Source organism: Bacillus mycoides, from assembly GCF_018742245.1.
GTDB classification, from domain to species: Bacteria; Bacillota; Bacilli; order Bacillales; family Bacillaceae_G; genus Bacillus_A; species Bacillus_A cereus_U.
In genome coordinates this window covers 3,623,722-3,647,951 of record NZ_CP036132.1, presented here as the reverse complement: position 1 = coordinate 3,647,951, position 24,230 = coordinate 3,623,722, and the positions used below count along the sequence as shown (strand labels likewise).

The following is a 24,230-nucleotide window of genomic DNA, read 5'->3' as shown; positions in this document are numbered from 1 at the left end:
TGAATGAGTGAAGTAGTACAAGTAACAGTTGCAGAAGAACAAAAAAGCGAGCGAATTGATAAATTCGTTGCAGAAATAAACAGTGAATGGTCACGTTCACAAGTGCAGCAATGGATTAAAGATGCTGTTGTGACAGTAAATGGGAAATCAGTTAAAGGGAATTATAAAGTAAAAGGAAATGATGAAATTACAGTAACAATTCCCGAGCCAGAAGAGTTAGATATTCAACCGGAAGATATGAATTTAGAAGTTTATTATGAAGATGCCGATGTACTAGTTGTAAATAAGCCGCGTGGCATGGTAGTACATCCAGCACCAGGGCATACGAAAGGTACGCTTGTAAACGGACTTATGCATCATTGTACAGACCTATCAGGTATTAACGGTGTAATGCGTCCTGGTATAGTACACCGTATTGATAAGGATACATCTGGATTATTAATGGTTGCTAAAAATGATGTGGCGCACGAATCACTTGTAAATCAACTTGTAGCAAAAACGGTAACAAGACGCTACAAAGCGATTGTACATGGTGTAATTCCACATGATAAAGGAACAATTGATGCTCCAATTGGTCGTGATAAAAAAGAACGTCAAAGTATGACCGTTGATGAAAATGGTAAGAATGCTGTTACACATTTCCAAGTGTTAGAGCGATTTAAGGATTTCACACTTGTAGAATGTCGCTTAGAAACGGGACGTACACACCAAATTCGTGTTCATATGAAATATATTGGTTATCCACTTGCAGGGGATCCAAAGTATGGTCCGAAGAAAACATTAGATATGAATGGACAAGCACTTCATGCAGGGATTTTAGGTTTCGATCACCCTCGTACTGGTGAATATATTGAGTTTGAGGCACCGATTCCAGAAGTGTTTGAAGAAGCGCTAAATATTTTACGGAAATAGTATTGACAAATCATAAGAAAACTGAGATACTGACAACAGTTAAATAATGATCCTTTAACACAGCCCCGTGAGGTTGAGAAGGTAACGGTTTGAAATACTTAGGGTATGTTGTACCCTTTTTTCAAAAGTCCTCTCGCACACGCTGAGAGGACTTTTTTTATACCATTACTCTCACGCAAGAAAAAAAGCTTGGAGGTGTAGAGCATGCAAGAGAAAGCTGTAGTTTTAGATGACCAAATGATTCGCCGCGCTTTAACACGAATTAGTCATGAAATCGTGGAACGAAATAAAGGTGTCGATAATTGTGTTCTTGTCGGAATAAAAACACGTGGAATTTTTATTGCACAACGTTTGGCAGAACGAATTGGTCAAATTGAAGGAAAAGAGATGGAAGTAGGAGAGTTAGATATTACGTTATATCGTGATGATTTAACACTACAATCGAAACATAAAGAACCACTTGTAAAAGGTTCTGATATTCCTGTAGATATTACGAAGAAAAAAGTTATCCTTGTGGATGATGTGTTATATACAGGAAGAACAGTTCGAGCAGCAATGGATGCTCTTATGGATTTAGGTAGACCATCACAAATCCAATTGGCTGTTCTTGTTGATAGAGGTCATCGTGAATTACCAATTCGCGCTGATTATGTAGGAAAGAACATTCCAACATCTAGTGAAGAGCGTATCGAAGTTGATTTGCAAGAGACAGATCAACAAGATCGAGTAAGCATATACGATAAGTAAAGCCCTTTTAAATGTAGTCCTGTGAGGCTGCCAAAGGGTCTTGGCTTTCATATGTCAAATTTGGCATACGAAAGTGTAGGACTCTTTGTGCACAGGCACAAAGAGTTTTTTTATTGCAAAAATCAAAACTGAAGGAGGATGTAACAATGGAGCAAAAGCCAGTGTTAGACATTCATGAAGTACCGAAACCGGGAAAATGGTTATTATTAAGTATACAACATTTGTTCGCGATGTTTGGATCAACAGTGCTTGTTCCGTTTTTAACAGGACTGAATCCATCAGTAGCTTTAATATCAAGTGGATTAGGAACGCTAGCGTTTCTTCTAATAACGAAAGGTCAAGTACCAGCATATTTAGGATCATCATTCGCCTTTATTGCACCAATTATTACAGCGAAAACAGCAGGTGGACCTGGAGCAGCGATGCTTGGAGGAATGCTTGCGGGACTTGTGTACATCTTAATCTCACTCGGAATTAAGAAATCTGGGTCAGAATGGATTATGAAATTACTTCCGCCAATCGTAGTTGGGCCAGTCGTAATGGTAATCGGTTTAGCTTTAGCACATACAGCGGTGAACATGGCGATGAACGGTGCGGATGGTAAGTATAGCATTACACACTTTTCAGTAGCATTAGTAACATTAGCAATTACAATCATTTGCTCCATATTCGGGAGAGGCTTTTTCAGTATCATACCAGTGCTACTTGGAATCATCGGCGGGTATATATTCGCTTACTTCCAAGGGCTAGTAGATTTAAAGCCAGTAGCTGAGGCGAAATGGTTTGTCATACCAGACTTCACAGTACCGTTTGTAACATATACTCCGGAGTTTTCATGGAAAATCGTACTCTTAATGGTACCAGTTGCACTTGTAACAATTTCAGAACATATCGGACATCAAATTGTACTTGGAAATGTTATTAAAAGAGATTTAATTGAAAAACCAGGTTTACATCGTTCAATCTTCGGTGATGGGGTAGCGACATTGATCGCATCACTAATAGGAGGACCACCGAATACAACGTACGGTGAAAACATCGGTGTGCTAGCAATTACGAGAGCATACAGTGTATACTTATTCATCGGTTCAGCAGTGTTCGCAATCATGTTTGGATTTATCGGGAAGATTTCAGCACTGATTCATTCGATTCCAACACCGGTGATGGGTGGTGTATCAATCTTACTCTTCGGTGTAATCGCATCAAGTGGTTTACGCATGATGGTAGACGATAAAACAGACTTAGGCGACAAAAGAAACTTAATGATTGCATCAGTTATACTAGTCATCGGTATTGGCGGGGCGGTACTACACGTAGGTGAATCGTTCCAAGTAGAAGGAATGGCACTAGCAGCAATTGTAGGTGTACTATTAAATCTACTACTACCAGAGACAAAACAAACAAATAAAACAAAACAATCTAAGCAGATTGCTTCATAAAAATAACCTTTTAATTCAGTCCTGTGAGATAGAAAAGGGTGGCTACTTTAACGCACCCTAGTCTCAAAGGCTAGGGTATTTTTATGCAGTTATTGTTATATAAATGCAGTGATGTTATCATAAAAAACAGAAAGATGAGGGATGACGATGAGCCATTTGTTAACGATGAGTGAATTATCGGATCAAGAAATTTCAGAAATCCTAAAAGACGCAGAAGATTTCGCGAATGGAAAAGAGAGAAAAACAACAGAGCAAACTTTTGTTGCGAACTTGTTCTTTGAGAATAGTACGAGAACGAGATTTAGCTTCGAAGTTGCTGAGAAGAGATTAGGACTTGACGTGTTAAACTTTTCGGCAGATTCATCTAGCGTACAAAAAGGAGAAACTTTATACGACACGATAAGAACACTAGAATCAATCGGAACAAAAGCGGTAGTCATCCGCCATGAGCAAGATCGTTACTTCGATGAATTAAAGGATCAGGTGAATATCCCAATCTTGAACGCTGGAGATGGATGTGGAAATCATCCAACGCAATGTCTACTCGATCTTCTAACAATTAAACAAGAGTTTGGAAGATTTGAAGGTTTGAAGATTGCAATAGTTGGGGATGTTCGTCATAGCCGAGTAGCACGTTCTAATGCAGAAGCATTAACGAAACTGGGCGCGACAATTTACTTTGCAAGCCCAGAAGAGTGGAAAGATGAAGAGAACACATTTGGAACGTACAAGAGTTTAGATGAACTTGTTCCAGAAGTGGATGTGATGATGTTACTTCGTGTACAACATGAGCGTCATGACCATTATGAAACAGACATTATGAAAGAGTATCACGAGCAACATGGGTTAACAGTTGAAAGAGAAAAACGTATGAAAGAAGGAAGCATTATTATGCATCCAGCTCCTTTCAACCGTGATGTGGAAATTGCAAGTGAACTTGTTGAGTGTGAGCGTTCACGCATATTTAAACAAATGGAAAATGGAGTTTACGTAAGAATGGCTGTACTAAAACGCGCCTTACCAAATGTATTAGGAGGAATGAAACATGAATTATTTGTTTAAAAATGGTCGTTATATGAATGAAGAAGGAAAAATCGTGGCAACAGATCTTCTCGTACAAGACGGTAAAATTGCGAAGGTAGCAGAAAATATTACGGCAGATAATGCTGAAGTAATCGATGTAAATGGAAAGTTAATCGCACCTGGATTAGTAGATGTACACGTTCATCTTCGTGAACCAGGTGGTGAACATAAAGAAACAATTGAAACAGGAACACTTGCAGCAGCAAAAGGTGGATTTACTACAATTTGCGCAATGCCAAACACACGCCCAGTACCAGATTGTAAAGAACATATGGAAGACCTGCAAAAGCGTATTAAAGAAAAAGCACATGTAAATGTATTACCATATGGAGCAATTACAGTACGTCAAGCAGGTTCTGAAATGACTGATTTTGAAACGTTAAAAGAACTTGGAGCGTTTGCTTTCACTGATGATGGCGTAGGCGTGCAAGATGCAAGCATGATGTTAGCTGCTATGAAGCGTGCATCGAAATTAAATATGGCAGTTGTTGCACACTGTGAAGAGAACACACTTATTAATAAAGGATGTGTACATGAAGGGAAGTTTTCTGAGAAACACGGATTAAACGGTATCCCATCAGTATGTGAATCCGTACATATTGCCCGGGACATCTTACTTGCGGAGGCTGCAAATTGTCACTACCACGTATGTCACGTAAGCACAAAAGGATCTGTACGTGTAATCCGTGATGCAAAACGTGCTGGAATTAAGGTGACAGCAGAAGTAACACCGCATCACTTAGTATTATGTGAAGATGATATCCCATCGGCTGATCCTAATTTTAAAATGAATCCACCGCTTCGAGGAAAAGAAGATCATGCAGCGTTAATTGAAGGACTATTAGATGGAACAATTGATATGATCGCAACTGACCATGCACCGCATACTGCAGAAGAGAAAGCGCAAGGGATTGAAAGAGCACCGTTCGGAATTACTGGTTTTGAAACAGCATTCCCGCTTTTATATACGAACCTTGTGAAAAAAGGAATCATTACATTAGAGCAACTAATTCAATTCTTAACAGAAAAACCAGCTGACACATTCGGTTTAGAAGCAGGGCGCCTAACAGAAGGTAGAACAGCTGATATTACAATTATCGATTTAGAACAAGAAGAAGAAATTGATCCAACAACATTCTTATCAAAAGGAAAAAATACACCATTCGCAGGTTGGAAATGCCAAGGTTGGCCGGTTATGACAATCGTTGGTGGTAAGATCGCATGGCAAAAGGAGAGTGCATTAGTATGAAAAGACAACTTATCTTAGAAGATGGAACAGTATTAATTGGAAAAGGTTTCGGAGGAGATATCGAAAAGTCAGGTGAGGTTGTATTTACAACTGGGATGACTGGATATCAAGAAACTTTATCTGATCCATCATACTGCGGTCAAATCGTAACATTTACGTATCCATTAATCGGAAACTACGGCATTAACCGTGATGATTTTGAATCAATTCACCCATCTGTAAATGGTTTAATCGTAAACGAAATTTGTGATCACCCATCAAACTTCCGTAATGAAATTTCGTTAAATGATTACTTGAAAGAAAGAAATATCCCAGGATTAGCAGGAATTGATACGAGAAAATTAACAAGAAAAATTCGTCAATATGGAACTTTACGCGGACGTCTTTGCAATATGGATGTGGATGTAGAGGACATTGTTAGCCAATTGAAAGCAACTGTCTTTACAGATCATGTGAAACGCGTATCAACAAAAGATCCATATCCAAGTCCAGGCCGTGGTCATCGCGTTGTACTTGTAGACTTCGGAATGAAACATGGTATTTTACGAGAATTAAATAAGCGTGACTGTGATGTAATTGTTGTACCTTACAATACAACAGCAGAAGAAATTTTACGTCTTAGCCCAGATGGAATTATGTTAAGTAATGGACCAGGGGACCCAAAAGATGTACCAGAAGCAATTGAAATGTTAAAAGACATTATTGGTAAAGTTCCTTTATTCGGGATTTGCCTAGGACATCAATTATTCGCGCTAGCATCTGGTGCGAATACAAGTAAGTTAAAATTCGGTCACCGTGGTTTAAATCATCCAGTAAAAAATCTTGCAACTGGAAAAGTAGCAATTACTTCTCAAAACCATGGTTACGCAGTAGAAGAAGAATCAGTTGGAAATACAGAACTTGAAATTACACATGTTGCTTTAAATGATGGAACAGTAGAAGGTCTTCGTCATACGAAGTTCCCAGCATTTACAGTGCAATACCATCCAGAAGCTTCTGCAGGACCAGAAGATGCAAATGATTTATTCGAAGATTTCTTAGCAATGATTGAAAACTTCAAGAAAGAAGGGGAAGAGTTATGCCAAAACGCCTAGATATTAACACAATTTTAGTAATCGGATCAGGACCAATTGTAATTGGGCAAGCAGCAGAGTTTGATTACTCTGGTACACAAGCTTGTCAATCTCTTAGAGAAGAAGGTTACAAAGTAATCCTTGTTAACTCTAACCCAGCAACAATTATGACAGATACTGCAACAGCAGATAAAGTATATATAGAACCATTAACACTAGAATTCGTAAGCCGTATTATTCGTAAAGAACGTCCAGATGCCATCTTGCCAACATTAGGTGGTCAAACAGGTCTGAATATGGCTGTTGAACTTGCGAAATCAGGCATACTTGAAGAGTGCGGAGTTGAAATTTTAGGAACAAAATTATCAGCAATCGAGCAAGCCGAGGATCGTGACTTATTCCGTACATTAATGCAGGAATTAAATGAACCAATTCCATCTAGTACGATTATTCATACGCTGGAAGAAGCACATGAATTTGTAAAAGAAATTGGTTATCCAGTTATTGTTCGCCCAGCATTTACAATGGGGGGAACAGGTGGCGGAATCTGTAATAATGAAGAGGAACTAATTGAAATCGTATCAGGTGGATTAAAACATAGTCCAGTAACACAATGTCTATTAGAAAAGAGTATTGCTGGTTGTAAGGAAATTGAATATGAAGTAATGCGTGATTCGAATGATAACGCGATTGTAGTATGTAACATGGAAAATATCGATCCGGTTGGGGTTCACACAGGTGATTCTATCGTTGTAGCACCGAGCCAAACATTAAGTGACCGTGAGTATCAAATGTTACGAAACACTTCATTAAGAATTATTCGTGCATTAGGAATTGAAGGTGGATGTAACGTTCAGCTTGCACTTGATCCACATAGCTTCCAATACTATGTAATCGAAGTAAACCCGCGTGTGAGTCGTTCGTCTGCACTAGCATCTAAAGCAACTGGATATCCAATTGCGAAGCTAGCGGCGAAAATTGCAGTTGGTTTAACATTAGATGAAATTGTAAACCCAGTAACACAAAAAACATACGCTTGCTTCGAGCCAGCATTAGACTATGTTGTTTCAAAAATTCCACGTTGGCCATTTGATAAGTTTGAATCAGCAAACAGAACACTTGGTACACAAATGAAGGCAACTGGTGAAGTTATGTCAATCGGACGTAACTTAGAACAATCATTATTAAAAGCGATCCGTTCTTTAGAGCTTGGCGTTTATCACCTAGAGTTAGACCACTTAAAAGAGCTTGATAAAGAAACGATGAAAAAGCGTATTATAAAAGCTGATGACGAGCGTCTGTTCGTTGTAGCAGAAGCGATCCGTCAAGGTGTAACGAAAGAAGAAATCAACGAATGGTGTGAAATGGACTTCTTCTTCTTACAAAAAGTTGAAAATATCGTAAACATGGAACGCGAAGTAAAAGCGAATGTAGGAAATATGGAAGTGTTACAATCTGCGAAAGAAATGGGCTTCAGTGACCATTACATCGCCAATGCTTGGAACAAAACAGAGCGTGAAATTTACGATATGCGTAAAGAAAGCAATATGACGCCTGTTTATAAGATGGTAGATACTTGTGCGGCAGAGTTTGAATCAGCAACACCATACTACTACAGCACATATGGTGACGAGAATGAATCGATTGTAACAGATCGTAAGAGTGTAGTTGTACTAGGATCTGGTCCAATCCGTATTGGTCAAGGTGTTGAGTTTGATTATGCAACAGTTCACTCTGTATGGGCAATAAAAGAAGCTGGATATGAGGCAATCATTGTTAATAACAACCCAGAAACAGTTTCAACAGACTTCAGTATTTCTGACAAATTATACTTTGAACCATTAACAATCGAAGATGTAATGCACATTATCGATTTAGAAAAGCCAGAAGGTGTTATCGTCCAATTCGGTGGACAAACGGCAATTAACTTAGCAGCTAAATTAGAAGCACACGGTGTGAAAATCTTAGGAACATCACTTGAAGATTTAGACCGTGCAGAAGATCGTGATAAGTTTGAAGCAGCTTTAACAAAGCTTGGTATCCCGCAGCCAGTTGGTAAAACAGCAACGACTGTAGAGCAAGCAGTAGCGATCGCTGACAAAATTGGTTACCCAGTATTAGTAAGACCATCTTACGTACTAGGTGGACGTGCGATGGAAATCGTATATCGTCAAGAAGAATTACTGCACTACATGAAAAATGCGGTTAAAGTTCACGCAGATCACCCAGTATTAATCGACCGTTATATGGTTGGTAAAGAAATTGAAGTAGATGCAATTTCAGACGGTGAGAATGTATTCATTCCAGGTATTATGGAACATATCGAACGCGCTGGAGTTCACTCTGGGGATTCAATTGGAGTATATCCACCACAGAGCTTATCTGAAAAACTAAAAGAACAAATTATTGAACATACAATTGCGCTTGGAAAAGGTTTAAACATTGTTGGATTACTAAACATTCAGTTTGTAGTATTCAAAGATGAAGTGTATGTAATTGAAGTAAACCCACGTGCGAGCCGTACAGTACCATTCTTAAGTAAAATTACAGGCGTACCAATGGCGAATGTCGCAACGAAAGTTATTTTAGGGCAAAACCTTGTAGAACAAGGATATGGAACAGGCTATCACCCAGAAGAGAAAGAAGTGTATGTAAAAGCACCGGTATTCTCATTTGCGAAACTACGCTCAGTTGATACAACATTAGGACCTGAAATGAAGTCAACAGGGGAAGTAATGGGGAAAGATTTAACGCTTGAAAAAGCATTATATAAAGGACTTGTTGCTTCAGGAATTAACATTCCAACGCACGGATCAGTAATCATCACTGTAGCGGACAAAGATAAAGAAGAAGCGCTGGAAATTGCAAAACGCTTCCATGAAATCGGCTATAACTTATTAGCAACAGCAGGAACAGCACAATCGCTAACAGAACAAAACATTCCGGTGCAAGTTGTAAACAAAATTGATTCTGAAGACTACAACTTACTTGATATTATCCGTCAAGGGAAAGCACAGTTTGTAATCAATACATTAACAAAAGGAAAACAACCAGCGCGTGATGGTTTCCGCATTCGCCGTGAATCAGTAGAAAATGGTGTGGCTTGCTTAACATCACTTGATACAACGAGAGCAATCTTGAGAGTATTAGAATCTATGACATTCTCAGCTCATTCAATGAAAGAAATTACGCAAACGAAGCGTCACGAGGTGGTACATGCATGATGCAAAAGCAAAATATGATCGTCGTTAACCAAAAAGAAATTGCAAAAAACATTTACGAATTAGTGCTTCAAGGGGATTTAGTGCAGCAAATGAACAATCCAGGGCAGTTTGTACACATTAAGGTGGCAGAGGGCATTACGCCCCTTCTGCGCCGCCCAATTAGTATTTGTAATGTCGATCAAGACAAGAACGAATTTACAATGCTATATCGTGCGGAAGGACAAGGAACAAAAACATTAGCGAAAAGAAAACAAGGTGAACTTGTAGATGTGTTAGGACCACTTGGGCATGGATTTCCTGTAGAAGAAGCGGAATCTGGACAAACGGCTCTATTAGTTGGTGGGGGAATTGGTGTACCACCACTCTATGAATTGTCACAGCGTCTTGTAGCAAAAGGGGTACGTGTTATTCACATCTTAGGTTTCCAAACGAAAGATGTTGTCTTCTATGAAGCGAAATTCGCAGAGCTTGGTGATACGTATGTTGCAACAGTTGATGGTACACAGGGTACAAAAGGGTTTGTAACAGATGTAATTGATAGCTATGGAATTGACTTTGACATTCTCTACTCATGTGGACCTTTAGCGATGCTTCGTGCATTAGAAGGACGCTATAAGGAGAGAAAAGCCTACATTTCATTAGAAGAACGTATGGGCTGTGGCATCGGAGCATGTTTCGCGTGTGTATGCCATTTACAAGCAGATCCGAGTGGACATTCTTACAAGAAGGTGTGTAGCGACGGACCAGTATTTCCAATCGGGGAGGTTGTACTATGAACAGATTGCAAGTTGAATTACCAGGGTTATCATTAAAAAATCCAATCATCCCAGCATCTGGTTGCTTCGGATTTGGTCGTGAGTATGCACAGTTCTATGATTTAAGTGTACTTGGATCAATTATGATTAAAGCGACAACAGAACAACCTCGTTATGGAAACCCAACGCCTCGTGTTGCTGAAACACCAGGCGGAATGCTAAATGCAATCGGGCTTCAAAATCCTGGATTAGAAAAAGTAATGAATTCTGAATTACCTTTTCTCGAGCAATTTGATCTTCCGATTATTGCAAACGTTGCGGGTTCACAAGCTGAGGATTACGTAGCGGTTGCGAAGGCAATTTCAAAGGCACCTAATGTTCATGCGCTAGAATTAAATATTTCTTGTCCAAACGTAAAAACGGGTGGTATCGCTTTTGGTACAAATCCTGAAATTGCTGCTGATTTAACGAAGCGAGTAAAAGAGGTTTCTGAAGTACCGGTATATGTGAAATTGTCACCGAACGTGGCAAACATTGTGGAAATTGCAAAAGCAATTGAAAATGCGGGTGCGGACGGTTTAACGATGATTAATACATTGCTTGGTATGCGTCTAGATTTAAAAACTGCAAAACCAATTTTAGCAAACCGTACGGGCGGACTATCAGGGCCTGCGATTAAGCCAGTAGCAATTCGTATGGTACATGAAGTAAGTCAAGCGGTTAACATTCCGATTATCGGAATGGGTGGTATTGAAACAGCGGAAGATGTAATTGAATTCTTCTATGCTGGTGCAAGCGCGGTTGCAGTTGGAACGGCAAACTTTATTGATCCGTTCGTATGTCCGACAATTATTGAAGAATTACCAGCATTACTAGATGAATTAGGATTTGATCACATTTCGGAATGTCAAGGAAGGAGCTGGAAGTAAGTATGTCACAGTCGCTAATTGTTGCACTAGATTTTCCAGGGAAACAAGAGGTAGAACAATTCTTACATCACTTTGAAGGGGAAGAGTTATTTGTCAAAGTGGGTATGGAGTTATTTTACAAAGAGGGTCCTGCAATTATTACGTACTTAAAAGAAAAAGGACATAAGATTTTTCTAGATTTAAAACTTCATGATATTCCGAATACGGTAAAAAGCGCTATGCGTAGCCTAGCTAGTCTAGATGTAGATATGGTAAATGTTCATGCTGCTGGGGGAAGTAGTATGATGAAAGCTGCGATTGAGGGATTAGAGGAAGGTAAGCAAGAAGGAAAAGAGAGACCGATTTGTATTGCAGTTACACAACTAACAAGCACTTCGGAAGCTATGATGAAAAAAGAGATTGGTATTGAGAAAACGTTAGAAGAAGCGGTTGCTCATTATGCAAAATTAACGAAAGAAAGTGGACTTGATGGCGTTGTTTGTTCAACACTTGAAGTACCAAAATTACGTGAAGTATGCGGAAATGAATTGGTAACAGTAACACCAGGGATTCGTCTTGCAAGCGATGATGTAAATGACCAGGTGCGCGTAGCAACACCGAAACGTGCGAGGGAACTTGGTTCAAGCTACATCGTAGTTGGACGTAGTATTACAAAAGCAGAAAATCCGCTTGAAGCGTATAAAATAGTAAAACAACAGTGGGAAGGTGTAACAGTATGAAAAAAGAAATCGCATCGCATTTATTAGAAATTGGAGCAGTATTTTTACAACCGAATGATCCATTCACTTGGTCTTCTGGTATGAAATCACCAATTTATTGTGATAATCGTTTAACTTTATCTTATCCAAAAGTACGCCAAGCGATTGCAGCTGGATTAGAAGAGTTAATTAAAGAGCACTTCCCAACTGTAGAAGTTATTGCAGGAACAGCAACTGCTGGTATTGCGCACGCTGCATGGGTAAGCGATCGTATGGATTTACCAATGTGCTACGTACGTAGTAAGGCAAAAGGTCACGGTAAAGGGAACCAAATCGAAGGAAAAGCTGAAAAAGGTCAAAAAGTAGTAGTAGTAGAAGACTTAATTTCAACTGGCGGTAGTGCAATTACATGTGTAGAAGCACTTCGCGAAGCTGGCTGTGAAGTATTAGGAATCGTATCAATCTTCACGTACGAGCTTGAGTCAGGAAAAGAGAAACTAGAAGCAGCAAACGTAGCATCATATTCTTTAAGTGATTACAGTGCATTAACTGAAGTTGCAGCAGAAAAAGGTATGATCGGACAAGCTGAAACGAAAAAATTACAAGAGTGGCGTAAAAATCCAGCTAATGAAGCTTGGATCACAGCGTAACACGAAAAAAGACGACTGCGGGGGAACGCGGTCGTCTTTTTTATATAATTGTCAAAAATTCACGTAAAGACCGTATTATGGGCACATCGTATTTTTGCAGTGAGTTGTTCCGGTTTAACCATATCCCATGCATTCCAGCCGTTGTACTACTAATTGCATCTGTTTCTAATCGATCACCAATATAATAGCAATCTTTCATTTCAAGATTCGATTGTAATACGGCTCTGTGAAAAATTTCAGGGTCTGGTTTTGACCAATTTCACTAGAAGTAAAAATATATTTGAAATATTGTAGAATGTTTAGAGCTGTTAATTTTTCGATTTGTTGTTCATAGTCACCATTACTAATGATACCTAATGAGTGTCCTCTTTGCTGCAAGGTTTTTAATGTACAGAGTACATCTTCAAACGCGATCCAGTTGTTCTTATATAGTTCTATATATTGATTGAATCTGTGCTGAGATTCCTCGAGTGATAAGTTTACTCCGTATGTTTTAAATAAATGATACATTCGCATCCCTTGTTGTTCTTGAAAAGATAATTCCTTGGATAAAAATTTGTTGAAATATTTTTCTGATAATGCATTCCAGACTTTTGTGGCTTTTAATTCATTACCTGAAAAAATGGTGTTATATATTTGAAAGAAATCTATAACACCCTTACTCTCAGCGGTATCATAATCAAGTAAAGTCCCATCAATATCAAAGAAAACCATATTAAAATCTCCTTACTAATAACTACCTAGTACTTTCTAAAGCTTCATACCCTCTCACAAACAAGAGAGTCATATAAGAAACAATAAATGAGAAGATACTGTACATGCCAACCCAAAAGAAAAATTTTGGATGGAAGGCGATAACACCTACTATTAAAAAACTAGCAAACGTTACAATCGGCATTACGTAATACGTTTTCGTTCTACGTGTCCCAATAACAGAAACGATAAAGATAAGTAATGGACAAATTAATAAGACGAAAATCAATTCATTCATAGTTATGTCCCCTTTTCTAATTGCAGTAATCTGTTTTTCGTAAACGTTTTGAAAGAAATACTCTCCTAATATAATTTCGCTAAGTGATAACGAATCCCTTTTGAAAACCAATAATTCATGATGAATTTTACAATGAAAAAACGTAAGCAAGAGAATATTTGCTTACGTTATAGGATAAACATCGCAACGATCGTGGTGACAATTAAACCAATCACAACTGGTAAAAAATTGCGGCGTGCGAGTTCAAAAGGATCTACTTTACAAATCGCAGCGGCAGGAATAAGCGCCCAAGGAATTAAGGTTCCGCCCCCGGTCCAAATTGCAGCGATTTGCCCGAGTGCTGTTAGGGTAGCTGTTCCATGACCAAGTGCTGTTCCGAAAAGATTGGCAATTGAACCAGCGAGTGAAATACCTGAAAAACCAGATCCATCTAATCCTGTTATAACACCGACGATAGTTAATGTACCAGCGGATACGTATTGATTTAAAGGAACAGTTTGAGATAAGGCGATTCCTAAGTCGTTAATGATTCCATGTGAACCTTTCGGTAAATAGTCTCCAATAATTTTTACAAAGCCACTATCCCCTAAATAAAAAAGTGCAGCAATTGGAATAACTGGACCAAAAATTTTAAATCCAAATTGGAGCCCCTCTATAAAATAATCGGTCGTTTTATTCAGTCCATTTCCTTTGTAGGCGATGAGAGAAATGATAATAATCATAATAACTGTCGTGCCGCCGATTAGCGCTGTAGCACCGCTTCCTTGCAGTTTAAACTGCATCATACAAAGTATATCAATGAGATATACGATAGGGATACATATAGCGAGCCATTTCTTTATGCGAGGAGATAATAAAATAGTAGTTTTAGATGGTTCAGTTGATGAAGAAGAGTCTTGCAACGATAATCCTGTATGAAATTCTTTTCGTAAGAAGAAAAAAGCAACAGAAGTTGTAACAACGCCCATGACGATAACGAGGGGAACACTTGCAGATACGACGCTGGAAACAGGGAGACCAGCAGCGTCCGCTGTTAATTTCGGTGCACCTTGAATAACGAAGTCGCCAGATAAGGCGATGCCGTGTCCAAATAAGTTCATAGCAATTGCGACTCCAATTGGAGGAAGGCCGACACGTACAGCGACTGGTAATAAAATAGCTCCCATTAAGGCGACAGCAGGAGAGGGCCAAAAGAAGAAGGAAATTGTCATCATTAATAGACCGATAATCCAGTAGGCGAGTGTAGGTGTACGAATCATCTTTGTAAATGGTGAAACCATCGTATCATTTATGCCAGTATGAACGAGTAGATTGCTCATCGATACGATAATAGAGATGATTAATATAGTTGGTAATAGTTCGGTAATGGCGTAAATGAAGCTTTGGAAAATACCACTAATGGCAAGAGGAATAGAACTTGTTGCGGTAAGTGCTAACAAAAAGATAAAAACGATACAAATGATCGTCGTATCTTTTCGCAGAATAAAAAAGGTAATGATAGTCAGTAAACAAAGAACATAGAGAGCGTGCAACAGCGTTAATTCAACTCCCATAACATTCACATCCTTTAGGCGTTCGTGTAGTTTATTGTATGAAAGCAGTGAAAGTATGTGAGTATAGGAAAAAGAAAAAAAGTGAAATTTCATGTACTGTAATGGTAAGAATGGAAAATGGATGTTATAATACAATTAATCCTAAAAATGGAATTCTAGGAGGACCTATGTACAAAAAAATTGGTTTTTGGGGATTCGTCGTCTCTTGTAGTCTATTAATCATTTTAAATCTATTTACAAAGAATGAATGGATAAGTATTATACCTGTTCTCGGGTTTGTCTTTTTGTTTTTATATCGCTGGGATGACATGAAACAATATAGTAAGAAAAGTATTGGGATTATGATAGGTATCATTGTTGTTTGTTCATTTGTCGTAGGGTTTATTTTAATAGAGGGGCAAAAGCAAATGGAGGAAATGCCTATTTTTCAAGAATGGATGTCGTCTGCGAAAGGTCTTTATCTTGTAATTGTAGTCGTTATTTTTTTAAGAGTCATGATAAGAATAGGGAATTACATATTAAAGAGAGGGTAGAATGGAGGTAGTACGAATGAGAGAAAAAATAGGGTATTACGGTGTACTCGCTTGTTTACTATTATCTATCATTTCAGGACAACTCCTTAACAGTGAATGGACACCAGTTATATTATGTATAGGCGTATTCATTTTCGCTCCCTTGTATCGTTGGAAAGAGTGGAAAACGTATAGTCGAAAAAAGAAAATTATTTTTAGTATCGAGTTTGTCATTATAATTAGTATGATCCCGTTTTTGCTAATAAAAGGTTATGAACAAATAAATGAAATAGCGATTTTTCAAGGGTGGTTACTTTTGACAAAATGGTTATATTTAATATTCATTTTAATAGCGGTAACAGTGGTCGCTAAAAAAGTAAACGGAAAAATATTTGCGAATGGGTAGAAGAAAGTGCCACCGGATAAGGTGGCACTTTCTTATTTCACTGCATGAGCTTTTTGCATCTTCTTAATCAAACGAATTTGTCCGCGGTGGTTGATCTCATCTTCAAATACGTGAAACCATTTGAAATAATTGTTAGCTGGTTTGTCATACCAAAAATCTGTCGTTTTAAATAACCATTCATCGGGTAACGATTGAAAAGTTTCAATTGTTTTAGAGCGTACTTCTTGTAATGTATTGATGTAAAATTCTATAGAGTTTCCTTTTATTTTCTCACGTCCAAGATTCCCTAGTTCAACAGCAGGTAACCACCGCTCTAATTCAGCATCTGTCGGTTCACGATCTTCAAAGGTATGAATTTGGTAGTAAAATTCAATAGCAGCCATGTGATATAATAGCATGCCAATTGAATTTGCTTCATCATCATATAAATAATCAAGTTCTTCAATTGTTAAACCTTCCACCGCTTGCATCGTTGTGTAACGAGCGTAATTCATCATGGAAACAAGTTTTGAAAATTCAACTTGTAAACCATCTATTTTATCAATTACAAAATTCAATTAAAATTCCCCCTCTTTAAACGAATACTCCAGAGAAAGAATTCTATGTGCAGGGAAAAAATCCTGTTAAAAATTTTATAATATTAACAAGGAATAACAATTAGCTCTCTATTTGATTTTGTAATAACTTCATATCCGTCTTTTGTAATTACGATATCGTCTTCAATTCTACAACCGCCCCAGTTTGGTATGTAAATACCTGGTTCAACTGTAACAACCATACCTTCTTCTAAAGTAGCTTTACTTTCTTGGGATAGGCGAAGAGGTTCATGTATTTCTAAGCCAAGACCGTGCCCTGTAGAGTGACCAAAATATTGACCATATCCATGTTCTGTAATGTGATTTCTCGTTACATCATCGATACTTTTCGCAGTTTCCCCAGGTTTAATCGCTTCAGTTCCACGCTTCAATGCTTCTAATACAACATTATATATTTTTTTGAATTCTTCTGATGGTTCGCCGATTGCTACAGTACGTGTTATATCGGAACAATAGCCGTTGTAAAGTGCACCGAAATCTAATGTAATCATATCGCCTCGTTCAATGATTTTATTTGATGCAACGCCATGAGGAAGAGAAGAACGAACACCAGAAGCTACAATGATTTGAAACGATGAGGACGTAGCTCCTTTTTTTCGCATGAAAAATTCTAATTCATCTCGGACTTCAGTTTCGCTTATTCCCGGTTTTAGAAAGCTGAGAATGTGTTGGAAAGCTTCGTCAGCAATAGTAGCGGCAATTTTCATTGTTTCTATTTCGGGTGTGTCTTTAATAATACGAATATCTTCGATGATTTCACACACCTGAACCATTTCTGCCTTCATATATTTTTGTAAGCTCTTATATTGTTGCAATGTCATGTTATTTTCTTCAATTCCAAGTTTTTGAATGTTTAATTTGGATACTTGATTTGCAACTTCTTTTTCTAAATTTCCTTTATGCATAATGATTTCTGCGTCTTTTATTTGTGATTTCGCTTGATCTACATAGCGAAAATCAGTTATAAAAACAGCGTTATCCGCAGAGATTAAGACGACGCCAGCGCTACCTGTAAAGCCTGTTGCATATTGGCGATTTTCTTTTTTTGTAATAAGTAATCCGTCAATTTCATAGTTTTTTAGTTGATTTTGGATTTTATTAATTCTTAAAGTCATGTTAATTCCCCCTTTTCACAGTATTGAATAAAGCAAATAGCGTGCCAAAAAATATCTTTAGAGAAAAAGATAGTGGGAATTACATATGTTTTAGAGAAGATAAGAAATTTAGCCCATTATTTGTGGGCGGTGGGCTGCTCGTGAAATACAGATTACTTCAATTAACAGTGGGAGAATGAAAAAAACATCAACTCAAGATTCACTTTCTTTACACACTGTAAAAAAATTTATACAAATAAGAAATAGCACTGTCAAATTTTTTGAAAATATCGAAGTGAGGAAAGGATAAGTGATTTTTAGAGTATATATTTGGAAAAACATTATGCTTACGTTTTATTTTAATACAAATTTTAATATATAAATTAACGATTATTATTGATATAATAGGGAATTGTTGGATTTCTCTCGAAGATAGGGATACGTAACAAATATGAAGGGATAAGGATTGTGAGTATATGAAAAAATTAAGTAAAGTAATGTCATTTTGCTTGGTAGCTAGTATGGTTGTTCTAGCAGGTTGTGAAAAAAGTGAAAACAAAGTTCAAGTAAATAAAACAATTGAACAGCTTGATGAAGCACCAGAAGTGACAGGAAAAGAAGCGAAAAAGATTGTAAGAAAGAGCGTAGATGGAATAGCAAACTCTTTTAGTGAAATGGAAAAAGAGAATGGATGGAGTCGAAATAATCCTGGAGATTTGGGTACAGCTAAAAAAGGAGTTAAGGGATTAGTTTCAGATAAGTTTGTGGAGAAACAGCTTCCAGGTTTGCTTGATACATTTAATAGGTCAAGGGAAACTGATATGTTGCCATTCCCAATTCATATTGAGCCCGACGTGAGGATAACTTATTCACAGAAAAATGATGTTTTAAAGATTGAGACACTTACCCTTGCAAATGACATGGGGAATGAAGCGGAGACATGGGAATTTATTTTAGTTTATAAAGATGGAAAATGGTTAATGGATAGATGGTCATCAAATACGCTAGCAAATTTAAAGTTAACGAAAGAAGAAGCTAACGAGCTTCTTAGAGTTCAAGGTTTCAAGAATGTCTCTTTTGTTAGAGAAGAGAATAGTGGAAATAAGAAATATATTTTTAAAGAAAGTAACGGAGTAGTTGCTGTGGACGCCCAAACATCTGTTATTACTCACAATGTAGATGACAAAGAACAAGAAAAGGTAACGAAAGAAGATTTTATTCAAGAGCAAGAAACAGCTAAGGGAAATGATTCCAGTACGTATACTAGTTCGAAAGAAGAGAAGCAGCCTAAAAAAGAATCTTCTTCAGTATTAGGTAAAACTAAGGTTCTAAATGAGTTAGCCGCGCTAGAAAATCAAGAAAAACATACAAATGTTATGACAACAAACGATATAGTTAATGAAATAGAAGGAAATTATCAATTGTGGGATAGTAAATTAAATGAAATTTACAGCGCATTAAAAAATACGATGTCACCTGATGCATTTCAGTCGTTAAAAACGAAACAAATTGCGTGGGTTAAAGAAAAAGAAAGTAAAGTTACAGCAATTGGTACTGATCCAAACAATGGAACGATGAGACGTATAGAAGCTTCAGAAGAGAAATATAAGATGACAAAAGAAAGATGTTATGAATTAGTTAATGGATATATGAACTAAGCTGGAAAAATAAAAAATGCGTTGCTTGCTAGCAACGCATTTTTTATTTACGCTTTTAATTTCATTACGATGTCAGCATCTGGTGTTACATATACTGTTTGTTGGTTATCATACGTAACGAATCCAAGTTTTGCACCACTCGGTTTTTTAACGTGACGTATTTTAGTGAAATCAACAGGTACAGAGCTAGACTCTTTTGCTTTACTGTAATAAGCGGCGATTTTTGCAGCTTCCAGTAAAGTTTCTTCAGCAGGTTCTAAAGAACGAATGACAACATGAGAGCCAGGTATGTCTTTCGTATGTAACCAAATTTCATCACGACGGGCAAATTTCGTTGTTAAATAATCATTTTGCTTATTGTTTTTACCAACGAAAATCTCTGTACCGTCACTAGCTAAATATTTATCCAATACTGGTTTTGTAGGTTTTTTCTTTGCGTTTTTCTTCTTACGATTGCGCACATATCCTTCTTCAGCTAGCTCCTCACGAATTTCTTCAATATCTTTTGAAGAAGCAGCTTCCATTTGTTGAAGTAAGCTATCGAAATAAAGAATTTCTTCATTGGTTTTTTCGATTTGTTCTTCTACAATAACAACTGAATTTTTTGCTTTTTGGTACTTTTGGAAATAGCGTTGTGCATTGTCAGATGGTGTTTTTAAAGGATCTAATGTGATTTTTACAGTTCCGCCATTTTCATCGTAATAATTAATGACCTCAATATCTTTATCACCTTTTTTCAAAGTGTACATATTGGCTGTAAGCAGCTCTCCAAATAGTTGATATTTATCTGCTTTTCCAGCATCTTGTAATGTTTTTTCAAGTTTAATAAGTTTTTTCTCATTTTTGTTTTTTTCGTTTTGCATAAAGCGTTCTAAATCGTGAGCTTGTTGTTTTACACGGTCTCGCTCTGCTTTTCCGAAAAAGAAACGGTCTAACAATTCACTAACAGATGAAAATGTTTTTTCGTTTCCTTGTAAGTGAGAAAGAGGGAATAGATAAAAGAACTCTTTTCCATTTGCTGTTATCATTGCTGGCACGTACTGATGTGTTAGCAATGGTTTTTGTAAGCTGAAGAAAGCTTCAGATAATGCTTTTTCATTTGCCATACCTGCTTTTTTTACAACTTCTTTTGCAAATAATGGGGAAATTCCCATGAATGCTCCGACAAGTTGTTTGTCCATGTTGCCAGATAAAAAGTCTAGCGGTTTAATAAAATCATCTTCTGTTTCGATAAGAAGCGGATTAACTTTATGTTGTGCTGGTGGGGCAACATATTCAGCTCCAGCATATACAGTACGATGTCGGTTTACCGCTAAAGAAACGTGTTTTAAGCTATCTAAAATAATATTTGTTTTCGTATCTACTAAGATAATATTACTGTGTCGTCCCATTATTTCGATTACTAATGTTTTTACTGATTCGTCACCGATTTCATTGCGACTGCGGACTGTAATTTGAATAATACGTTCTAAGTCAATTTGTTCAATTTTTTCAATAAATCCACCTTCTAAATGTTTGCGAAGAAGCATACAAAACATCGGCGGTTGCGCTGGTGAATCGTAGTTTTGATTTGTTAAGTGCATACGCGCATATGTAGGGTGAGATGAAAGAATCAGCTTTTGGTTTTTTCCGTTTGCTCGAATATGTAATAAAACTTCATATTTTGAGGGTTGATATATTTTTGAAATTCTTCCTGTTTGAAGAGAATTTGCAATTTCATGTGTAATTGCTCTTGTAAATAATCCATCGAATGCCATGAATGAACACTCCTTTCTAACTAAAAGTTAATTATAGCATTTTTTTGGACGAGGCTGAATAAGCTTTCATTAGAGTATGTCTGGAATCAGGAGGTCGATGGCAGGATGAACTGGTATGAAATGCGAGCACATGAAGTGGAGGAAAGAACGAATACGAATGTGGAGGTAGGTCTTACAGAGCAAGAAGCAGAGGGCCGATTAAAGAAATTTGGTACAAATGAATTGCAAGAAGCAAAGCGGCCTTCTGCGCTTATGGTGTTTTTAGCGCAATTTAAAGATTTTATGGTACTTGTTTTATTTGGTGCTACAATTATTTCAGCTTTTTTAGGAGAGTATATTGATTCGATTGCAATTGTTGCAATTGTTATTATCAATGGTGTCCTCGGTTTCTTTCAAGAGAGGAAAGCTGAAAAATCGTTGGAAGCTTTAAAAGAATTGGCAGCCCCTCAAGTTACTGTACTAAGAAATGGGAAGTGGATAAAAGCGCCGTCAAAAGCGCTTGTACTAGGTGATATTATTAAGTTTTCTAGTGGTGACCGTATTGGCGCGGATGTTCGCCTTGTGGAATCTTCAAGTTTATATATTGAAGAATCGGCTCTTACAGGAGAATCATTGCCTGTACAAAAGAAGGTAGAGGCGTTACAAGGCCAAGATGTTTCAATTGGTGATCAAAAAAACATGGCATTTATGGGGACGATGATAACGAGAGGTGCTGGAACAGGGGTAGTCGTAGCGACTGGAATGAATACAGCTATGGGGCAAATTGCAAATATGTTGCAAAATGCTGAGCAAATGGAAACGCCATTACAAAGAAGATTAGAACAGCTTGGAAAAATTTTAATTATTGTTGCTCTTATTTTGACGGCTCTTGTTGTACTAGCTGGTGTATATCAAGGGAATGAAGTGTATCACATGTTTTTGGCTGGGGTTTCGCTTGCTGTTGCGGCTATTCCAGAAGGATTGCCAGCTATCGTTACGGTTGCGCTATCACTTGGCGTACAGCGTATGATTAAAAAGAGGGCAATTGTGCGAAAGTTGCCAGCTGTAGAAACGTTAGGCTGTGCTTCTGTTATTTGCTCAGATAAAACAGGAACAATGACACAAAATAAAATGATGGTAACACATATGTGGTCAGGCGGAGAATTGTGGAAAGTAACAGGTCAAGGCTATGAGCCGGCAGGTTCGTTTATGAAAGGTGAAGAAGTAATTGACCCTACTAAGACGAAATCACTGTATCAACTACTTACATTTGGCTGTTTATGTAATAATGCGAATGTTATTCAAAAGAAAAAGACGTATGTGTTAGATGGGGATCCAACAGAGGGAGCTCTCGTTGCTGCTGCAATGAAGGCGGGAATATCACGTGAAGCTCTTAAAGGAAAGTTTGAAATCATTCGTGAATTTCCTTTTGATTCAACTAGAAAAATGATGAGTGTTATCGTTCGTGATCGTGAAGGCAAAAAATTTGTTATTACAAAAGGAGCACCAGATGTTCTTTTGCAAATGAGTCAAACAATTTTGTGGGGAAATAAGCAGCAGCCTTTAAGTGAAATGTATCGAAAAGAAGTGCAGGCAGCGATTCATAGTTTAGGAAGTCAAGCTTTACGAACGATTGCGGTGGCATTTAAACCGTTAAAAGCTACAGATTCAATTGAACATGAAAGAGAAGTCGAGCAGGATTTTATGCTTGTTGGAATACAAGGAATGATAGATCCGCCAAGACAAGAAGTGGCGCAAGCGGTGAAAGAGTGTAAAGAAGCTGGTATTAGAACGGTAATGATTACGGGAGATCATAAAGTGACAGCAATGGCAATTGCGGAACAGTTAGGGGTTTTACCAGCGGGTGGACGCGTTGTTGAAGGTGTAGAACTTGCGAATATGGATGTAGAGGCATTAGAAGATATTGTAGAAGATACGTATGTATTCGCTCGTGTGTCCCCTGAGCATAAATTGAAAATCGTTAAGGCGCTGCAAAATAAGGGGCATATAGTAGCTATGACAGGTGATGGAGTGAACGATGCTCCAGCTATTAAAACAGCTGATATAGGGATTGCGATGGGAATTACAGGGACAGATGTTGCAAAAGAAGCTTCTTCACTTGTGTTGTTAGATGATAACTTTGCTACGATTAAATCGGCGATTAAAGAAGGTAGAAACATATATGAAAATATTCGGAAGTTTATTCGGTATTTGTTAGCATCTAACGTTGGTGAAATTTTAGTTATGTTATTTGCGATGTTACTGGCACTGCCATTGCCGATGGTTCCAATTCAAATTTTATGGGTGAACTTAGTTACTGACGGTTTACCAGCGATGGCATTAGGTTTGGATAAGGCTGAAGGAGATGTGATGAAGAGAACGCCACGCCATCCGAAAGAAGGGGTGTTCGCTAGAGGGCTTGCGTGGAAAATTATAAGTCGTGGTTTTCTAATCGGAGCAGTGACATTAGTAGCGTTTATTATTGCATTTAACCAGCATCCAAATGAATTGAAGTATGCACAAACGGTAGCCTTTGCAACATTAGTACTTGCTCAGCTTATTCATGTATTTGATTGTCGTAGTGAACATTCTATATTTCACCGCAACCCGTTTGGAAATATATATTTAGTAGGGGCGGTTATTATTTCTTTACTGTTAATGCTTGTAGTTATATATTATCCACCATTACAGCCGATTTTTAGCACAATGCCGATACAAGCACGAGATTGGTTGTTAATTGGGGGATTATCATCTATTCCGACCTTCTTATTAGTAGGATCCTTATTAACAAGAAAAAAGGAGAAAAAGAAAAAGCCACTGTTATATAAGAAGGGATTAAACTTGAAATAGTCAATGATATGAAAATATGATATAATTTACAGAAGGTAGTAGAGTTGCATCTCTATTACCTTTTTCATTGAGTTA

The 24,230-nt window shown here is 37.6% G+C and carries 20 protein-coding genes and 1 pseudogene; 15 read left to right on the top strand and 6 right to left on the bottom strand.

All coding sequences use genetic code 11. The features are described from left to right. The first annotated feature begins 3 nt into the window (after positions 1–3). The 11 genes from EXW56_RS18505 (at position 4) to pyrE (ending at position 12,759) form a co-directional block, all read left to right on the top strand. Positions 4–912, top strand: a complete 909-nt coding sequence (locus tag EXW56_RS18505) for an RluA family pseudouridine synthase (RefSeq protein WP_002111420.1) — start codon at positions 4–6, stop codon at positions 910–912. Positions 913–1,116: 204 nt separating this feature from the next. Then, positions 1,117–1,659 carry a bifunctional pyrimidine operon transcriptional regulator/uracil phosphoribosyltransferase gene (gene pyrR, locus EXW56_RS18500; protein WP_001156489.1) on the top strand — a complete coding sequence of 181 codons (543 nt, stop codon included), beginning with the start codon at positions 1,117–1,119 and terminating at the stop codon, positions 1,657–1,659. A gap of 146 nt (positions 1,660–1,805) precedes the next feature. Then, positions 1,806–3,098 (top strand): uracil permease, encoded by a 1,293-nt coding sequence (uraA, locus tag EXW56_RS18495; protein ID WP_002199516.1) that lies wholly within the window; start codon positions 1,806–1,808, stop codon positions 3,096–3,098. Positions 3,099–3,245: 147 nt separating this feature from the next. Beyond that, a complete protein-coding gene (gene pyrB / locus EXW56_RS18490; RefSeq protein WP_002199517.1) occupies positions 3,246–4,160 on the top strand; it encodes an aspartate carbamoyltransferase in 915 nt (304 codons plus the stop codon). Beyond that, positions 4,144–5,430, top strand: coding sequence for a dihydroorotase (gene pyrC / locus EXW56_RS18485; RefSeq protein WP_002121864.1), 1,287 nt, complete (start codon positions 4,144–4,146; stop codon positions 5,428–5,430). Before pyrB ends, pyrC begins: the two co-directional genes overlap by 17 nt. After that, positions 5,427–6,524 (top strand): carbamoyl phosphate synthase small subunit, encoded by a 1,098-nt coding sequence (locus EXW56_RS18480; RefSeq protein ID WP_215596840.1) that lies wholly within the window; start codon positions 5,427–5,429, stop codon positions 6,522–6,524. The genes pyrC and EXW56_RS18480 overlap by 4 nt, the downstream gene beginning before the upstream one ends. Then, entirely contained in the window at positions 6,509–9,727 is a 3,219-nt protein-coding gene (carB, locus tag EXW56_RS18475; protein WP_002111415.1) for a carbamoyl-phosphate synthase large subunit, read from the top strand. Before EXW56_RS18480 ends, carB begins: the two co-directional genes overlap by 16 nt. Continuing rightward, the gene (pyrK, locus tag EXW56_RS18470) at positions 9,724–10,503 is read left to right on the top strand and encodes a dihydroorotate oxidase B electron transfer subunit (RefSeq protein WP_002199519.1); all 780 of its coding nucleotides are present in this window, start codon (positions 9,724–9,726) and stop codon (positions 10,501–10,503) included. Before carB ends, pyrK begins: the two co-directional genes overlap by 4 nt. Continuing rightward, positions 10,500–11,411, top strand: coding sequence for a dihydroorotate oxidase B catalytic subunit (gene pyrD, locus EXW56_RS18465; RefSeq protein ID WP_002111413.1), 912 nt, complete (start codon positions 10,500–10,502; stop codon positions 11,409–11,411). The genes pyrK and pyrD overlap by 4 nt, the downstream gene beginning before the upstream one ends. Before the next feature lie 2 nt (positions 11,412–11,413). Continuing rightward, positions 11,414–12,130: an orotidine-5'-phosphate decarboxylase gene (pyrF, locus tag EXW56_RS18460; protein WP_002199520.1), complete on the top strand. Its 717-nt coding sequence runs from the start codon at positions 11,414–11,416 to the stop codon at positions 12,128–12,130. After that, a complete protein-coding gene (gene pyrE / locus EXW56_RS18455; RefSeq protein ID WP_000711457.1) occupies positions 12,127–12,759 on the top strand; it encodes an orotate phosphoribosyltransferase in 633 nt (210 codons plus the stop codon). The genes pyrF and pyrE overlap by 4 nt, the downstream gene beginning before the upstream one ends. A gap of 40 nt (positions 12,760–12,799) precedes the next feature. Here the strand turns inward: pyrE and EXW56_RS18450 are convergent. The 3 genes and pseudogenes from EXW56_RS18450 to EXW56_RS18440 all read right to left on the bottom strand — a co-directional run bounded on the left by EXW56_RS18450 (position 12,800) and on the right by EXW56_RS18440 (position 15,303). Then, positions 12,800–13,473, bottom strand: a pseudogene (locus EXW56_RS18450) (HAD family hydrolase). A gap of 22 nt (positions 13,474–13,495) precedes the next feature. Next, a complete protein-coding gene (locus EXW56_RS18445) occupies positions 13,496–13,750 on the bottom strand; it encodes a YbeF family protein (RefSeq protein WP_002199523.1) in 255 nt (84 codons plus the stop codon). 167 nt (positions 13,751–13,917) lie between these two features. After that, positions 13,918–15,303, bottom strand: a complete 1,386-nt coding sequence (locus EXW56_RS18440; protein ID WP_002199524.1) for a hypothetical protein — start codon at positions 15,301–15,303, stop codon at positions 13,918–13,920. Between the two features lie 101 nt (positions 15,304–15,404). On the opposite strand from EXW56_RS18440, the gene EXW56_RS18435 reads away from it, so the two are divergent. Beyond that, positions 15,405–15,836, top strand: coding sequence for a YoqO family protein (locus tag EXW56_RS18435; protein ID WP_176555914.1), 432 nt, complete (start codon positions 15,405–15,407; stop codon positions 15,834–15,836). Between the two features lie 16 nt (positions 15,837–15,852). Continuing rightward, complete coding sequence (locus tag EXW56_RS18430) at positions 15,853–16,221, top strand: YoqO family protein (protein WP_002199526.1); 369 nt, start codon at positions 15,853–15,855, stop codon at positions 16,219–16,221. 32 nt (positions 16,222–16,253) lie between these two features. Here the strand turns inward: EXW56_RS18430 and EXW56_RS18425 are convergent, their stop codons facing one another. Further along, positions 16,254–16,778, bottom strand: a complete 525-nt coding sequence (locus tag EXW56_RS18425) for a DinB family protein (RefSeq protein WP_002199527.1) — start codon at positions 16,776–16,778, stop codon at positions 16,254–16,256. An 83-nt stretch (positions 16,779–16,861) separates the two neighbouring features. After that, the gene (locus EXW56_RS18420) at positions 16,862–17,932 is read right to left on the bottom strand and encodes a M24 family metallopeptidase (protein WP_002199528.1); all 1,071 of its coding nucleotides are present in this window, start codon (positions 17,930–17,932) and stop codon (positions 16,862–16,864) included. 455 nt (positions 17,933–18,387) lie between these two features. Here EXW56_RS18420 and EXW56_RS18415 point away from each other — a divergent pair, with 455 nt between their 5' ends. Then, the gene (locus EXW56_RS18415; protein WP_098988373.1) at positions 18,388–19,569 is read left to right on the top strand and encodes a lysozyme inhibitor LprI family protein; all 1,182 of its coding nucleotides are present in this window, start codon (positions 18,388–18,390) and stop codon (positions 19,567–19,569) included. Between the two features lie 47 nt (positions 19,570–19,616). Here the strand turns inward: EXW56_RS18415 and EXW56_RS18410 are convergent, their stop codons facing one another. Then, entirely contained in the window at positions 19,617–21,326 is a 1,710-nt protein-coding gene (locus EXW56_RS18410; RefSeq protein ID WP_215596839.1) for an Rqc2 family fibronectin-binding protein, read from the bottom strand. A 105-nt stretch (positions 21,327–21,431) separates the two neighbouring features. Between EXW56_RS18410 and EXW56_RS18405 the strand changes: the two genes are divergently transcribed. Further along, positions 21,432–24,155, top strand: a complete 2,724-nt coding sequence (locus tag EXW56_RS18405) for a calcium-translocating P-type ATPase, SERCA-type (RefSeq protein ID WP_215596838.1) — start codon at positions 21,432–21,434, stop codon at positions 24,153–24,155. Positions 24,156–24,230: the final 75 nt, after the last annotated feature.

Coding starts and splice junctions, on each gene's coding strand:
- EXW56_RS18505 (WP_002111420.1), top strand. CDS start 4: ATGAGTGAAGTAGTACAAGTAACAGTTGCAGAAGAACAAAAAAGCGAG.
- pyrR (WP_001156489.1), top strand. CDS start 1,117: ATGCAAGAGAAAGCTGTAGTTTTAGATGACCAAATGATTCGCCGCGCT.
- uraA (WP_002199516.1), top strand. CDS start 1,806: ATGGAGCAAAAGCCAGTGTTAGACATTCATGAAGTACCGAAACCGGGA.
- pyrB (WP_002199517.1), top strand. CDS start 3,246: ATGAGCCATTTGTTAACGATGAGTGAATTATCGGATCAAGAAATTTCA.
- pyrC (WP_002121864.1), top strand. CDS start 4,144: ATGAATTATTTGTTTAAAAATGGTCGTTATATGAATGAAGAAGGAAAA.
- EXW56_RS18480 (WP_215596840.1), top strand. CDS start 5,427: ATGAAAAGACAACTTATCTTAGAAGATGGAACAGTATTAATTGGAAAA.
- carB (WP_002111415.1), top strand. CDS start 6,509: ATGCCAAAACGCCTAGATATTAACACAATTTTAGTAATCGGATCAGGA.
- pyrK (WP_002199519.1), top strand. CDS start 9,724: ATGATGCAAAAGCAAAATATGATCGTCGTTAACCAAAAAGAAATTGCA.
- pyrD (WP_002111413.1), top strand. CDS start 10,500: ATGAACAGATTGCAAGTTGAATTACCAGGGTTATCATTAAAAAATCCA.
- pyrF (WP_002199520.1), top strand. CDS start 11,414: ATGTCACAGTCGCTAATTGTTGCACTAGATTTTCCAGGGAAACAAGAG.
- pyrE (WP_000711457.1), top strand. CDS start 12,127: ATGAAAAAAGAAATCGCATCGCATTTATTAGAAATTGGAGCAGTATTT.
- EXW56_RS18445 (WP_002199523.1), bottom strand. CDS start 13,750: ATGAATGAATTGATTTTCGTCTTATTAATTTGTCCATTACTTATCTTT.
- EXW56_RS18440 (WP_002199524.1), bottom strand. CDS start 15,303: ATGGGAGTTGAATTAACGCTGTTGCACGCTCTCTATGTTCTTTGTTTA.
- EXW56_RS18435 (WP_176555914.1), top strand. CDS start 15,405: ATGGTAAGAATGGAAAATGGATGTTATAATACAATTAATCCTAAAAAT.
- EXW56_RS18430 (WP_002199526.1), top strand. CDS start 15,853: ATGAGAGAAAAAATAGGGTATTACGGTGTACTCGCTTGTTTACTATTA.
- EXW56_RS18420 (WP_002199528.1), bottom strand. CDS start 17,932: ATGACTTTAAGAATTAATAAAATCCAAAATCAACTAAAAAACTATGAA.
- EXW56_RS18415 (WP_098988373.1), top strand. CDS start 18,388: ATGAAAAAATTAAGTAAAGTAATGTCATTTTGCTTGGTAGCTAGTATG.
- EXW56_RS18410 (WP_215596839.1), bottom strand. CDS start 21,326: ATGGCATTCGATGGATTATTTACAAGAGCAATTACACATGAAATTGCA.
- EXW56_RS18405 (WP_215596838.1), top strand. CDS start 21,432: ATGAACTGGTATGAAATGCGAGCACATGAAGTGGAGGAAAGAACGAAT.